18 protein-coding genes are annotated in these 12,823 nt (G+C 47.2%); 6 read left to right on the top strand and 12 right to left on the bottom strand.

The features are described 5' to 3' along the window. Positions 1 to 261: 261 nt before the first annotated feature. Positions 262 to 816, top strand: a complete 555-nt coding sequence (locus M979_RS15490; RefSeq protein WP_034461744.1) for a gamma carbonic anhydrase family protein — start codon at positions 262 to 264, stop codon at positions 814 to 816. On the opposite strand, the gene M979_RS15495 is transcribed toward M979_RS15490, so the two are convergent. From M979_RS15495 to dprA, 6 genes are read right to left on the bottom strand one after another with little or no spacing between them, the layout of a single operon-like run. Beyond that, positions 792 to 1,049, bottom strand: coding sequence for a DUF1488 family protein (locus M979_RS15495; protein ID WP_064555493.1), 258 nt, complete (start codon positions 1,047 to 1,049; stop codon positions 792 to 794). The two genes, M979_RS15490 and M979_RS15495, sit on opposite strands and share 25 nt — an antisense overlap. Beyond that, positions 1,049 to 1,864 carry a shikimate dehydrogenase gene (gene aroE / locus M979_RS15500; protein ID WP_064555495.1) on the bottom strand — a complete coding sequence of 272 codons (816 nt, stop codon included), beginning with the start codon at positions 1,862 to 1,864 and terminating at the stop codon, positions 1,049 to 1,051. Before aroE ends, M979_RS15495 begins: the two co-directional genes overlap by 1 nt. A 3-nt stretch (positions 1,865 to 1,867) precedes the next feature. Further along, complete coding sequence (tsaC, locus tag M979_RS15505; protein WP_051880810.1) at positions 1,868 to 2,440, bottom strand: L-threonylcarbamoyladenylate synthase type 1 TsaC; 573 nt, start codon at positions 2,438 to 2,440, stop codon at positions 1,868 to 1,870. A 6-nt stretch (positions 2,441 to 2,446) separates the two neighbouring features. Then, positions 2,447 to 2,989, bottom strand: a complete 543-nt coding sequence (locus tag M979_RS15510; protein ID WP_034461750.1) for a DNA topoisomerase family protein — start codon at positions 2,987 to 2,989, stop codon at positions 2,447 to 2,449. 24 nt (positions 2,990 to 3,013) lie between these two features. After that, complete coding sequence (gene smg, locus M979_RS15515; RefSeq protein WP_034461751.1) at positions 3,014 to 3,487, bottom strand: DUF494 family protein Smg; 474 nt, start codon at positions 3,485 to 3,487, stop codon at positions 3,014 to 3,016. Then, entirely contained in the window at positions 3,459 to 4,583 is a 1,125-nt protein-coding gene (gene dprA, locus M979_RS15520; protein WP_034461753.1) for a DNA-protecting protein DprA, read from the bottom strand. The genes smg and dprA overlap by 29 nt, the downstream gene beginning before the upstream one ends. A 128-nt stretch (positions 4,584 to 4,711) precedes the next feature. Here dprA and def point away from each other — a divergent pair, with 128 nt between their 5' ends. The 5 genes from def (at position 4,712) to mscL (ending at position 9,553) form a co-directional block, all read left to right on the top strand. Then, positions 4,712 to 5,221 carry a peptide deformylase gene (gene def / locus M979_RS15525; RefSeq protein WP_034461754.1) on the top strand — a complete coding sequence of 170 codons (510 nt, stop codon included), beginning with the start codon at positions 4,712 to 4,714 and terminating at the stop codon, positions 5,219 to 5,221. A gap of 21 nt (positions 5,222 to 5,242) precedes the next feature. Then, a complete protein-coding gene (fmt, locus tag M979_RS15530) occupies positions 5,243 to 6,190 on the top strand; it encodes a methionyl-tRNA formyltransferase (RefSeq protein ID WP_064555497.1) in 948 nt (315 codons plus the stop codon). Between the two features lie 76 nt (positions 6,191 to 6,266). Continuing rightward, on the top strand, positions 6,267 to 7,556 hold the full coding sequence (gene rsmB / locus M979_RS15535; protein WP_064555499.1) for a 16S rRNA (cytosine(967)-C(5))-methyltransferase RsmB: 1,290 nt from the start codon (positions 6,267 to 6,269) through the stop codon (positions 7,554 to 7,556). Positions 7,557 to 7,604: 48 nt separating this feature from the next. Beyond that, positions 7,605 to 8,981: a Trk system potassium transporter TrkA gene (trkA, locus tag M979_RS15540; protein WP_064555501.1), complete on the top strand. Its 1,377-nt coding sequence runs from the start codon at positions 7,605 to 7,607 to the stop codon at positions 8,979 to 8,981. Positions 8,982 to 9,139: 158 nt separating this feature from the next. Further along, positions 9,140 to 9,553: a large-conductance mechanosensitive channel protein MscL gene (mscL, locus tag M979_RS15545; protein ID WP_064555503.1), complete on the top strand. Its 414-nt coding sequence runs from the start codon at positions 9,140 to 9,142 to the stop codon at positions 9,551 to 9,553. Here mscL and M979_RS22635 read toward each other — a convergent pair. From M979_RS22635 to rpsD, 6 genes are all read right to left on the bottom strand, one after another. Then, positions 9,507 to 9,770, bottom strand: coding sequence for an alternative ribosome-rescue factor A (locus M979_RS22635; protein WP_074388672.1), 264 nt, complete (start codon positions 9,768 to 9,770; stop codon positions 9,507 to 9,509). The genes mscL and M979_RS22635 overlap by 47 nt on opposite strands. 62 nt (positions 9,771 to 9,832) lie before the next feature. Next, positions 9,833 to 10,252 (bottom strand): Zn(2+)-responsive transcriptional regulator, encoded by a 420-nt coding sequence (gene zntR, locus M979_RS15550; RefSeq protein WP_064555505.1) that lies wholly within the window; start codon positions 10,250 to 10,252, stop codon positions 9,833 to 9,835. Between the two features lie 2 nt (positions 10,253 to 10,254). Further along, entirely contained in the window at positions 10,255 to 10,623 is a 369-nt protein-coding gene (locus M979_RS15555) for a DnaJ family domain-containing protein (RefSeq protein ID WP_034461794.1), read from the bottom strand. A 111-nt stretch (positions 10,624 to 10,734) separates the two neighbouring features. Next, complete coding sequence (gene rplQ, locus M979_RS15560; RefSeq protein ID WP_034461760.1) at positions 10,735 to 11,121, bottom strand: 50S ribosomal protein L17; 387 nt, start codon at positions 11,119 to 11,121, stop codon at positions 10,735 to 10,737. Between the two features lie 40 nt (positions 11,122 to 11,161). After that, a complete protein-coding gene (locus M979_RS15565; protein ID WP_034461761.1) occupies positions 11,162 to 12,151 on the bottom strand; it encodes a DNA-directed RNA polymerase subunit alpha in 990 nt (329 codons plus the stop codon). A gap of 25 nt (positions 12,152 to 12,176) precedes the next feature. Continuing rightward, a complete protein-coding gene (gene rpsD / locus M979_RS15570; protein ID WP_034461762.1) occupies positions 12,177 to 12,797 on the bottom strand; it encodes a 30S ribosomal protein S4 in 621 nt (206 codons plus the stop codon). Between the last annotated feature and the right edge of the window lie 26 nt (positions 12,798 to 12,823).

The raw sequence follows: 12,823 nt of genomic DNA on the forward strand, positions 1-12,823 counted from the left end.
CCCTTAATTTCAGGATATTTGACTCTCATCGCCGCCGTTACTCTGTGATGTTGTTCACATGTTCCGTGTCGATGGAGGCGCATTATAGGGATCTCTTTTTATAGCACAACCCTTTTTTCGATCTTTTCCACTGACTGCCTAGTTTTCACCCTTTTCGCTGCGATCGTGTTCGATAAGCTCTGTTTTCGATGCTTTGCCTCCTTGCCATCGGTTAAGAAAGCAGCCACAGTCTATGTACGAAGAGAACTTTCAGAGGTGTTTATGTCTGCTGTATTACGACCTTTTCAAAAAACCTATCCTGAAGTTGGCCAAAGAGTGATGCTTGATAGTTCAAGTGTTGTGATTGGGGATGTACGTATTGCCGATGATGTGAGCATTTGGCCGTTAGTTGCTATCCGTGGCGACGTTAACTATGTGGCTATTGGTTCTCGTAGCAATATTCAGGACGGTAGTGTGTTGCATGTAACGCATAAATCTTCCTATAACCCGGAAGGCAATCCACTTATTGTCGGTGAAGATGTGACTGTAGGGCATAAGGTTATGCTGCACGGCTGCACGATCGGAAACCGCGTGCTTGTTGGTATGGGATCGATTTTACTGGATGGTGTAGTAATAGAAGACGATGTAATGATCGGAGCAGGAAGTTTAGTGCCGCAAAATAAGCATCTTGAGAGTGGCTTCCTTTATCTGGGTAGCCCAGTGAAGCAGATCCGCCCTCTTACGGCTGCTGAACTGGAAGGCTTAAAATACTCAGCCAATAACTACGTTCGCTGGAAAGATGAGTATCTTGCTCAGGAAAGCCAAACGCAGCCTTGACTGTCATGCTCGCCAGCTGCAATTAACTCCTCCGCTTCGTCTTCCAAATCCCAACGATTAAGACGAAAGAGCTCGAGCCATAAATCTTTATTATCGCCACCATAACGGCTGGCGATAGTTTCCCCGGTAATACCGCACATCACCTGAAAGCCATTAACTAATGCAGGGAAGCGGACCGCGAGAAGTTGATCGTCCCATTGTTCGCGATCGGGAAACTGGATCGACTGGTTCATCACGACATTTCCTGCTTAAGCTTCTCTATTACAGGCGCAATTTCGGGTAACACGCCGTGCCACAAGAAAAAGGCGTGTGCGGCCTGGCCCACCAGCATTCCTAATCCATCAGCACAATGTTGAACACCTTGTTGTTTGCACCAATGCAAAAATGGTGTATCACCCTTTTGATAGAACATGTCATAGCAATGAACATTATGCGAAAGCAACGAAGTTGGAATGACTGGAATATCACCAGCAATTCCGCTAGAGGTGGCATTAATAATAAGATCGAACTCATGCCCCTCCAGCTCAGTATGCTCTAACGCCTGAACACTACCAGTGTGGCTAAATAACTGTGCGAGCTCCATGGCTCGAGAAAATGTCCGGTTGGCTATCGTCACAGAGCAATCAAGCGAGAGCAAAGGTAATAAAACTCCCCGTGCCGCGCCACCAGCACCCAGCAATAAAATACGTCGACCCGGTTCGATCAACGATAAACGCTTCAGATCGGTTAAAAGACCAATACCATCAGTGTTATCGCCCAACAAGCGACCATCTTCCAGCCGCTTAAGTGTATTCACCGCACCGGCTAATGCAGCACGCTCTGTCAGTTCATCAGCACGGGCGAATGCTTGTTCTTTAAAAGGAACAGTAATATTGACGCCTTTACCACCTGCCTGGAAAAAATGCTCAAGAGTTTCAATAAAAGCATCAACAGGTGCCAGCACACGGCCATATGGATGCTCTATTTTCAACTGCTCAGCAAACATCTGATGAATTTGCGGTGATTTGCTGTGCTGAATTGGGTTACCAAAAACGGCAAAGGTGTTCATTAATTACCCCTGGCGGAAAAGTTCGCCGGTCAAAGCATCACGAATTTCAGACGGGTTCAGTCTGCCTCCAGTGTCACCACGCAGTACCGGGAAGCTATCACCAAATTGAGCCAAGACTTCATCTGCCGTACGGCAAGGTGGCAAACCAGATAGGTTGGCACTGGTAGAAACCAACGGTTTGCCAAAAGCCAGGCATAACTCGCGAACCAAAGGATGATCAGTGACTCTCACGGCTAAGGAGTCAAATCGACCCGTTAACCAGCGCGGCGTTGAAGGAAGAGCAGGAAAAACAAAGGTCACAGGTCCTGGCCAACGAGAGAAGACAGTTTCTCGCTGCATTTGCGAAAGCACGGAGCTATCTATATAAGGAAGAAGCTGCTCGAAATTGGCAGCGATCAGAATCAGACCTTTGTCGACGGGGCGATGTTTTAGCTCAAGCAAGCGCGTGACGGCCAGTTCACTATCAGGATCACAACCGACGCCAAACACAGCTTCGGTTGGATAAGCGATAACTTGTTGTTGTTTTAAGGCGGCAACGATTTCTACGAGTTGCTCTTTTTGCAGGTTTGTTTTCACAAGCTTTTATTCCGCCGTTACCGGCTTTCCACATTGTTTGCTGGCACAGAATTGTTTTAAGCCCTGTGCCGTTTTCTTTTCGATGAGTAATGGATAGTGACATGCAGGGCATTCGCCTGCCACCGGTTTACTATTAATGACGAATTGACAGGTCGGATAGCTATCACATGACCAAAAGGTTTTACCAAATCGAGAGCGTCTTTGGACTAATTTACCTTTCTGACATTGCGGGCAATTGATTGCAGTTTCATCGGGTTTGTCGATAACTTCGGTGTGATCACAGGTTGGATAATTGCTACAACCAATGAACATGCCGAAACGCCCCTGCCGTAATACCAGGTTTTCCTGACATACAGGACAGTGTTGACCTTCAAGTACTTTAACCACATGGCCATCAGCCAGGCTTTTTAGCGGGCGAACATAATCACATTCCGGGTAATGAGAACAGCCAAGAAAAGGGCCGTGTTTACCAGAACGAATGACTAACCCTGCCCCACATTGGGGACAGGGTTCATTTTTAGGCACAGTGAACAGTGCTGATTTGGTCATAACATCTCATGCCGCGGCTTTAATTTAGTGCAGCATACCTTCATTTACTTCGAAGAGTAATTCTTCCATTTGCTGATATGCATTTTCGCACCCCGGAATGTTGAACAGTACCATGAGAACTACCCACTTTAAGTCTTCGAGTTCGAACTCAGCGGTGTCTAACGCTAATACTCGTTCAATGACCATTTCACGGGTTTCGAGGTTCAGCACCTGAATCTGTTCCAGGAATAGTAAAAACCCCCGACAAGTTGCATCAAGTCGCTGGCATTCTTCTGCGGTATACATACGCATAGAAAGTGGATCAGCGGCCAGTTGCATGGGTTCAGTCAGACCATCTTGATAGTCCGCCAGCTTTTCAAGCCATACAAGAGCGTTATAAATGTCTTCGTGATCAAAACCGGCATCGGCGAGATCACGCGTCAATTTATCTTGATCAACTCGCATTTCCACTTCGTTGTGGATGTAGGTTTCAAATAAGTACATTAGTACGTCGAACATGGCATGCCCTCCTCAATCGGACATAGCCGCCGGGTACAGCTGCGATCCATCCTGCTAACTCCAGTTCGAGTAGCTGGGCTACCGTAACTGGCACAGGTTGGCCGGCACGTTCAGCGACGACGTCAACAGGTGTAACCTCATCTCCTACGTTAGCCAACAGCTCAGGAAATGGCAATGTTCGATCCCCTTCATTGTGTGAATATATTAAGGCCTTGGGGATAGAGGGAAGCCATTGCAGTTCATTTTCCAGATGCTCAAGTATGTCTGAGGGATGACTCACTAAAGTAGCGCCTTGCTTGATTAGAAAGTGGGGCCCTTCACTCCCTGGGCTGCCAATTGCTCCCGGTAATGCAAAAAGCTCCCGACCTTGTTCAAGAGCATATCGTGCAGTCACCAAAGAGCCGCTACGCTCACTTGCCTCCACGACAAAAACAGCCCGACTCAAGCCGCTGATGATTCGATTTCTGCGAGGAAAATTACCCGGATATGGTGTGGTATTCAGTGGAAACTCAGAGATAACGGCGCCGCCCTCGGCAATAATCTGCTCACCTAATTGTTTATGACGTTTAGGGTAAATATTTGCCAGCCCATTTCCTAAAACAGCTACTGTTTTTCCATGTACGTTTAACGCTGCGCGATGCGCTACAGCATCAATACCCAAAGCCAAACCACTCGTTATCGTTAATCCCGCAGTAGCTAATGGTTCACAAAACATTCGGCACCACCGTTCTCCATAAAGAGAAAGGTTACGGTTACCGACTACGGCTAATTGGTTACTGGCAAGAAGTTCAATATCACCTGCGACAAATAATGCTGCCGGGTAACAATCTATTGCCCGCAGCTGATCGGGATAATTGGCACTATCCGCAGTAAGAAGATAGTGATGGGGTTGCTCAAGCCAGCAAAGTGAAGCTTCCAGCTCTTTTTCACTAAATTCCAGAAAATAAGAAATCTGCAGGGAAGATAAGCCAGAATTTAAGAGATGAGTGGTCGTGCATTCCGGCTCGTTTAGTAAGAAATGGGCAATTTTTAATAGCTTATCTCCACTGAGACTTTGAACAGCCATCAAGCGTAGCCATATCTCCTTTGGTGGCATATCTTCCTCCTGCCATAAGCTATAAAAGCAATCCTTGCGATTGGTCACTGATGCTGTCAATCAGGCGGGGAAATGTCTAGAATAGAGGTAATAATCTTTCTATCAATTGAACACAGCTCTGGATATTTATGTCAGTTTTGCAGGTATTACATTTTCCGGACGAGCGCCTTCGCACTGTGGCGGCTCCGGTCAAAGAGGTGAATGCTGAGACTCAGCGGATTGTCGATGATATGTTCGAGACAATGTACGCAGAGGAAGGTATTGGCCTTGCAGCAACGCAGGTGGATATCCATCAACGTATCATTGTGATTGATGTTTCTGAAAACCGCGACGAGCGCCTGGTTTTGATAAACCCTGAGCTGCTGGAAAAAAGCGGTGATACTGGTATCGAAGAGGGTTGCCTGTCCATTCCAGAACAGCGTGCTCTTGTTCCTCGAGCGGAAAGAGTCAAAATTCGCGCTCTGGACCGTGAAGGTAAACCATACGAACTGGAAGCTGATGGTCTGCTTGCCATTTGTATTCAACACGAGATGGATCATTTGGTTGGTAAACTCTTCGTTGATTACCTTTCGCCGTTGAAGCGTCAGCGTATTCGTCAGAAACTGGAAAAGATGGCTCGTCTGAATAAGAGCGCCTAATCCATCACACAAGGGAATAATGTGTCTGATTCACTACGTATTATTTTCGCTGGCACTCCTGACTTCGCAGCGCGTCATCTTGACGCGCTGTTGTCTTCTCAGCACCAGGTAGTTGGCGTATTCACACAACCCGATCGTCCTGCTGGCCGTGGCAAAAAATTGATGCCAAGCCCAGTGAAAGTGCTGGCAACGGAAAGGGATATCCCGGTATTTCAACCAGCCTCTTTGCGCCCTGCTGAAAATCAGGAACTGGTCTCCAGCCTGAATGCCGATGTTATGGTAGTAGTTGCTTACGGTCTAATTCTGCCGAAAGCGGTTCTCGATATGCCACGCCTTGGCTGCATCAATGTGCATGGCTCACTATTGCCTCGTTGGCGTGGTGCAGCACCTATCCAGCGCTCATTATGGGCTGGTGATGCCGAAACTGGCGTAACCATTATGCAAATGGATGTCGGCCTGGATACAGGCGATATGCTGGTAAAACTGTCCTGCCCAATTGAAGCCACTGATACCAGCGCAACGCTGTACGATAAGCTTGCAAACCTTGGTCCTGTGGGGTTGTTAGAAACGTTAAATCAGTTGGCTACAGGCCATGCACAACCTGAAGTTCAAAATGAAGAGCTGGTGACGTACGCTGAAAAACTCAGCAAGGAAGAGGCACGTATCGACTGGTCGCTTTCTGCCTTACAGCTTGAGCGTTGTATCCGCGCTTTTAATCCGTGGCCAATGAGTTGGCTTGAAATTGACGGGCAACCCGTTAAAGTCTGGCAGGCATCAGTGATTAACCAACCGACTGAAGCAGCACCGGGAACCATTATTGAAACCAATAAACAGGGTATTCAGGTTGCAACGAGTGAAGGGATTTTAAATCTGGAATCACTTCAACCTGCAGGAAAGAAGGCAATGTCAGCTCAGGATCTGCTGAATTCTCGCAGCGAATGGTTTAAACCAGGTGCACTTCTCGCCTGAGAAAAGAAATTCTTTGCGCCTAGGTCAATCACCTGGGCATTTTTGTTTTTAAGCGCCGAAAAACCAGAGCGTACGTATGAAAAAAACATTAAATCTTCGCAGTATGGCCGCACAGACGATTGAACAAGTTGTGGAACAAGGTCAATCGCTCAGTAATGTCCTGCCAGCTATGCAACAAAAAGTCTCTGATAAAGATAGAGCATTGCTTCAAGAGCTTTGCTTTGGCGTGTTACGCACTCTGCCTCAGCTAGAGTGGTTGATTGGTAAGTTGATGTCTCGCCCGATGACAGGCAAACAACGCACCATACACTATTTGATTATGGTAGGTTTTTATCAGCTGCTTTATACCCGCATTCCTGCTCATGCCGCGCTGGCAGAAACAGTTGAAGGGGCTGTTGCTATCAAAAAGCAGTCACTGAAAGGTTTGATTAATGGCGTATTACGCCAATTCCAACGTCAACAAGAAGAATTGATGGCAGAAGCTGCTAAACATGAAAGCCGTTTCTTACACCCGAGCTGGTTACTGCAACGGTTGAAAAAAGCCTATCCAAATCAATGGCAATCCATTGTCGATGCAAATAATCAGCGTCCCCCTATGTGGTTGCGTGTGAATCGCCAGCACCATAGTCGTGAAGCATGGATGGCTTTACTCGCTGAAAGCGGCCTGGAAGGCCATGCTCATCCGCAATTTCGAGATGCTGTGCGCCTTGAAACTCCAGCACCTGTTCACGCATTACCAGGGTTTGAAGAAGGTTGGGTTACCGTTCAGGATGCCTCCGCTCAGGGATGTGTAGATCTACTTGATCCCAAAGATGGTGAAACGATCCTGGATTTGTGTGCAGCACCTGGCGGCAAAACCACCCATATACTTGAAGCTGCGCCTAAAGCACGCGTGTTGGCTGTCGACATTGATGAACAACGCCTGAAGCGTGTGCACGAAAACTTGCAACGTCTGGGCATGAGTGCTGAGGTCAAATCAGGAGACGGGCGTTTCCCTGAGCAGTGGTGTGGTAATCAACAGTTTGACCGCATCCTTCTTGATGCTCCGTGTTCAGCCACGGGTGTTATTCGCCGCCATCCAGATATCAAATGGTTGCGTCGCGACAGAGACATCACTGAATTAGCTGCATTGCAAAAAGAGATTCTGGAAGCCATTTGGTCAAAACTGAAATCGGGTGGAACATTGGTTTACGCAACCTGCTCCATCTTGCCAGAAGAAAATTATCAGCAGGTAGCTGCATTCCTGACGCAGCATCCAGAGGCAAAACTGGTGGAGACGGGTACACCAGAAATGCCCGGGATCCAGAATCTCCCTTCTCCGGAAGATGGTGATGGCTTCTTTTACGCTAAGCTAATTAAAAGCTGATTCAGGTTTGCTGAGTCTTAGGTTTCATCTCAAATGAAGCTATAAACAATGAAAATAATAATTCTCGGTGCAGGCCAGGTCGGCGGCACCCTGGCAGAAAACCTGGTAGGAGAAAACAACGATATTACGGTTGTTGATACCAATCAGGATCGCCTACGCAGCTTGCAAGATAAGTTCGATCTACGCGTCGTTCAGGGGCACGGCTCGCATCCACGCGTACTGCGTGAAGCAGGCGCCGATGATGCCGATATGTTAGTCGCAGTAACCAGTTCTGATGAAACGAATATGATTGCCTGCCAGGTTGCATATTCGCTTTTTAATACACCAAACCGAATTGCACGAATTCGTGCACCTGATTACGTTCGTGATGCCGAGCGTTTATTCAACGCCGAAGCAGTGCCAATTGATCACCTTATCGCACCCGAACAGCTGGTAATCGACAATATTTATCGCCTGATTGAATATCCAGGCGCGCTCCAGGTAGTGAATTTTGCTGAAGGCAAAGTAAGCCTTGCTGTCGTGAAAGCCTATTATGGTGGACCACTCGTTGGAAATGCACTTTCGACAATGCGTGAACATATGCCGCATATCGAAACGCGCGTTGCAGCCATTTTCCGCCATGACCGCCCGATTCGCCCGCAAGGCTCGACCATTGTTGAAGCTGGAGATGAAGTGTTCTTCATTGCCGCTTCTCAGCATATTCGCGCGGTGATGAGCGAACTTCAACGCCTTGAAAAACCGTATAAGCGCATCATGCTTGTGGGGGGGGGTAATATTGGCGCGGGTCTGGCACAACGTCTTGAAAAAGATTACAGCGTCAAACTCATTGAGCGCGATCCGCAACGCGCCGCTGAACTGGCTGAAATGCTGCAAAACACCATCGTCTTCTATGGGGATGCTTCCGATCAGGAGCTTCTGGCTGAAGAGCATATCGAACAGGTAGATTTGTTTATTGCCGTCACTAACGATGATGAAGCAAATATTATGTCCGCTATGCTGGCTAAACGCATGGGAGCCAAAAAAGTCATGGTTCTTATCCAACGCAAGGCCTACGTCGATTTGGTACAGGGCAGTGTAATTGATATTGCAATTTCACCACAGCAAGCCACCATTTCGGCATTATTGGGCCATGTGCGTAAAGCCGATATCGTAGGAGTATCATCTTTACGTCGTGGAGTGGCTGAAGCAATCGAAGCGGTTGCCCATGGCGATGAAAGTACTTCACGCGTCGTAGGTCGTTCTATTGATGAAATAAAGCTTCCACCAGGCACGATAATTGGGGCCGTAGTCAGGGGCAACGATGTCATGATTGCCAATGATAATTTGCGTATAGAACAGAGCGACCATGTCATTATGTTCCTGACTGACAAGAAATTTGTTAGCGATGTGGAACGCCTATTCCAGCCAAGTCCTTTCTTCCTATAAGCTCCAACGGGTAGGTAAATAATCTACCCGTAATTCTTTTACCCAACAAACCCTCTTAATATTAAGGTATTAGCTGAGAATTCTTATTTCCTGATGTAATGGCAATCGGGTCATCATTTGTTAGACTTATTAACGTCAGCCGGTACAAGGAGAGAAAAATGAGCATGTTAAAAGAATTCCGCGAATTTGCGATGCGCGGAAATGTTGTGGATTTGGCAGTAGGTGTAATTATTGGGGCCGCATTCGGGAAAATTGTTTCATCACTAGTTGCGGATATTATTATGCCGCCACTGGGGTTGTTAATTGGCGGCGTAGATTTTAAACAGTTTGCCTTAACATTAAGACCTGCAGTTGGTGATATTCCAGCAGTAGTGATGCATTACGGTGTATTTATTCAAAATATTTTTGATTTCGTGATTGTTGCCTTCGCGATTTTCCTTGCGATCAAAGCAATAAATAAACTGAACCGTAAGAAAGTAGAAGAACCTGCTGCACCACCGGCACCAACCAAAGAAGAAGTATTACTCAGCGAAATTCGTGACCTGCTGAAACAACAGAACGAACGAATCTGAATGCGCTAGTGAAAAAAAGAAGGCCAGTGGTAAAAAAGCGATTTGCTTGTTTGCCACTGGCCTCCCAGTTACCTCGTTTGCAATGTTTGGTATTACGTTGGTAACTTCCTTTCCCTTTCTTGTTCTGCTCAACTCTTTGACGAAATAGCGGGTCATGTAGCAAAGCCTCAATTGCATTATCTTTTATAATGCCTTTCTTATGCTGATACTTACTCATACTAACTCCAGATTGATTAAAATAACGGCGCAATTTTAAGCCTCTATCTGAAAAATCACAATTTATTCTTTTCGTTGGCTCGCCCCCTGCTCCAATGCTTCAAGGATTGAACAATATGCGCTGCTGTGGGCAGTGCCACAACATGCATCATTTAATCTCTGTAACGATCGCTGCATATGCTGAAGTTCTTTAATTTTTGACTCTACTTCCGCCAATCTGGATTGCACAATGCTCTTCGATTCCTGGCAGGTGTGATGGTCGGGATCGATTCGGATCGATAGTAGCTCGCGGATAGTTTCCAGCGTGAAACCTAACTGCTTTGCATAACGAATGAACTTCAGACGCTGCAAATCACTTTCACTATAAAGCCGAAACCCTCCTTCAGTTCTGACTTCATGATCCATCATCTGCTGCTTTTCATAGTAGCGAATGGTATCCGGCGTCACGTCTGCCAATCTGGCCAACTCTCCAATACGTAACATGATCATTCCTCATCAATTTTATTAAGCAATCTATCAGCATACTCTCCATGTAGGAAATCAGTACTCATTCCTGCATTCTGGAGTTTGAGCTCAAGCAATAGCATTTTCTTTCTGATGACTGCATATTCTGGGTGGCTATGGTCTATCGATCTGAGCAAATGATTAAGCTCAATTGCATCCTTCCGCTGTTGAAGCTCCGGAGGTAAGCAACCGGAATTTTTCAATAGACGCCAGGCCGCCCGCAATTCCATTGGGATATATGAATCATCATCGAGTTCGAGAGGTTTCCCTGACCCAGATAGTGAATCAAACTCACCATTGCGTTGTGCATCAAGAATATGACGTTCTGCCCATTGATCAAGTAACCACATAATCAACTATGTAATAATTGGAGATGTAATAAAGATATGCTGGGAAAGCATGGGGAGGAATTTCAGATATAAAAAAACCGGGCAAGCCCGGTTTTTTTACGTTACTACAGATTACTCTGCAGCAGCTTCTGTTTGAGATTCGGCGCGATCAACCAGCTCGATGTAAGCCATCGGAGCATTGTCACCTGCACGGAAGCCACACTTAAGAATGCGAGTGTAACCACCAGTACGGGCTGCAAAACGCGGACCCAATTCATTAAACAGTTTTGCCACGATCTCGTTATCACGAGTGCGGGCGAATGCCAGACGACGATTAGCAACGCTATCAGTCTTGGCAAGAGTAATCAGCGGCTCAACTACGCGACGCAGCTCTTTCGCTTTAGGCAGAGTCGTCTTGATGATCTCATGACGAACCAGTGAACCTGCCATATTGCGGAACATAGCCTGGCGATGGCTGCTGTTGCGGTTCAGTTGACGACCACTCTTACGATGGCGCATGACCTTATCCTTCTCAGTAAAACCTTAACCTGTGATCCGGTTACTCGTCAGCGATGCTTGCCGGTGGCCAGTTTTCCAGGCGCATGCCCAGAGACAAACCACGGGAAGCCAGCACGTCTTTAATCTCGGTAAGAGATTTTTTACCCAAGTTAGGCGTTTTGAGCAGCTCAACTTCGGTACGCTGTACCAGATCACCGATATAGTGGATAGCTTCTGCCTTAAGGCAGTTAGCAGAGCGGACAGTCAATTCCAGATCGTCAACAGGGCGCAGCAGGATCGGATCGAACTCTGGTTTCTCTTCTTTAACTTCTGGTTGACGAACATCACGTAAGTCAACGAAAGCTTCAAGTTGTTCAGCCAGAATGGTTGCCGCACGACGAATCGCCTCTTCAGGATCGATTGTACCGTTGGTTTCCATTTCGATGACCAGCTTATCCAGGTCAGTACGCTGCTCTACACGCGCAGCTTCAACATTGTAGGCAATTCGCTCTACAGGGCTGTAGCAGGCGTCAACCAGCAGACGACCAATTGGGCGCTCATCTTCTTCCGAATGAATTCGGGCAGAGGCCGGCACATAACCGCGACCGCGCTGAACTTTGATACGCATACTAATAGATGCGTTCTCATCAGTCAGGTGGCAGATCACATGCTGCGGCTTGACGATTTCGACATCACCATCATGGGTGATATCGGCTGCAGTCACAGGGCCAATGCCAGACTTATTCAGAGTAAGAATAACATCATCTTTACCTTGAACTCTCACCGCCAGCCCTTTCAGGTTGAGCAGGATTTCCAGGATATCCTCCTGAACGCCTTCTTTGGTGCTGTACTCGTGTAGTACACCATCAATCTCAACCTCTGTCACCGCGCAACCCGGCATCGATGAGAGCAGAATACGGCGCAGTGCATTACCAAGAGTATGGCCAAAGCCACGCTCTAAAGGCTCAAGGGTCACCTTGGCGTGCGTCGAACTCACTTGCTCGATATCTACCAGGCGCGGTTTTAGAAACTCTGTCACAGAACCCTGCATTGTGTCCTCTCTTTGGTACTAAGCTTTACTTGGAGTAAAGCTCGACGATCAGGTGTTCGTTAATGTCCGCAGACAGATCAGTACGCTCAGGCTTACGCTTAAACACACCTTCCATCTTAGCAGCATCAACTTCCAGCCAGGTTGGCTTTTCACGCTGTTCAGCCAGCTCCAGAGCGGCCTTCACGCGAGATTGCTTTTTGGCTTTCTCACGGATGCTAACTACGTCATTCGGAGTTACCTGATAAGAAGCGATGTTAACAACGCGACCATTTACCATAACTGCTTTGTGGCTAACTAACTGACGTGATTCTGCACGAGTAGCGCCAAAGCCCATACGGTAAACAACGTTGTCCAGACGACCTTCAAGCAGAGCCAACAGGTTTTCACCGGTGTTGCCTTTCAGACGTGCTGCTTCTTTATAGTAGTTACGGAACTGACGCTCCAGAACACCGAACATGCGGCGAACTTTTTGCTTTTCACGCAACTGCACACCATAGTCAGACAGACGCGGTTTACGCGCACCGTGCTGGCCAGGAGCTTGTTCAATTTTACACTTGGTATCGATCGCGCGAACACCAGACTTCAGGAACAGGTCTGTGCCCTCGCGACGGCTCAGCTTGAGCTTAGGACCCAAATATCTTGCCATTTTCTTTCTCCAACATTCCTAAAAAC

Origin of the sequence: Buttiauxella noackiae ATCC 51607 (assembly GCF_001654865.1) — a bacterium.
Classification (GTDB): domain Bacteria; phylum Pseudomonadota; class Gammaproteobacteria; order Enterobacterales; family Enterobacteriaceae; genus Buttiauxella; species Buttiauxella noackiae.

Bases quoted from the DNA above. Each gene is read 5' to 3' on its own strand.
- M979_RS15490 (WP_034461744.1), top strand. From the start codon at position 262: ATGTCTGCTGTATTACGACCTTTTCAAAAAACCTATCCTGAAGTTGGC.
- M979_RS15495 (WP_064555493.1), bottom strand. From the start codon at position 1,049: ATGAACCAGTCGATCCAGTTTCCCGATCGCGAACAATGGGACGATCAA.
- aroE (WP_064555495.1), bottom strand. From the start codon at position 1,864: ATGAACACCTTTGCCGTTTTTGGTAACCCAATTCAGCACAGCAAATCA.
- M979_RS15510 (WP_034461750.1), bottom strand. From the start codon at position 2,989: ATGACCAAATCAGCACTGTTCACTGTGCCTAAAAATGAACCCTGTCCC.
- smg (WP_034461751.1), bottom strand. From the start codon at position 3,487: ATGTTCGACGTACTAATGTACTTATTTGAAACCTACATCCACAACGAA.
- dprA (WP_034461753.1), bottom strand. From the start codon at position 4,583: ATGCCACCAAAGGAGATATGGCTACGCTTGATGGCTGTTCAAAGTCTC.
- def (WP_034461754.1), top strand. From the start codon at position 4,712: ATGTCAGTTTTGCAGGTATTACATTTTCCGGACGAGCGCCTTCGCACT.
- rsmB (WP_064555499.1), top strand. From the start codon at position 6,267: ATGAAAAAAACATTAAATCTTCGCAGTATGGCCGCACAGACGATTGAA.
- trkA (WP_064555501.1), top strand. From the start codon at position 7,605: ATGAAAATAATAATTCTCGGTGCAGGCCAGGTCGGCGGCACCCTGGCA.
- mscL (WP_064555503.1), top strand. From the start codon at position 9,140: ATGAGCATGTTAAAAGAATTCCGCGAATTTGCGATGCGCGGAAATGTT.
- M979_RS22635 (WP_074388672.1), bottom strand. From the start codon at position 9,770: ATGAGTAAGTATCAGCATAAGAAAGGCATTATAAAAGATAATGCAATT.
- zntR (WP_064555505.1), bottom strand. From the start codon at position 10,252: ATGTTACGTATTGGAGAGTTGGCCAGATTGGCAGACGTGACGCCGGAT.
- M979_RS15555 (WP_034461794.1), bottom strand. From the start codon at position 10,623: ATGTGGTTACTTGATCAATGGGCAGAACGTCATATTCTTGATGCACAA.
- rplQ (WP_034461760.1), bottom strand. From the start codon at position 11,121: ATGCGCCATCGTAAGAGTGGTCGTCAACTGAACCGCAACAGCAGCCAT.
- M979_RS15565 (WP_034461761.1), bottom strand. From the start codon at position 12,151: ATGCAGGGTTCTGTGACAGAGTTTCTAAAACCGCGCCTGGTAGATATC.
- rpsD (WP_034461762.1), bottom strand. From the start codon at position 12,797: ATGGCAAGATATTTGGGTCCTAAGCTCAAGCTGAGCCGTCGCGAGGGC.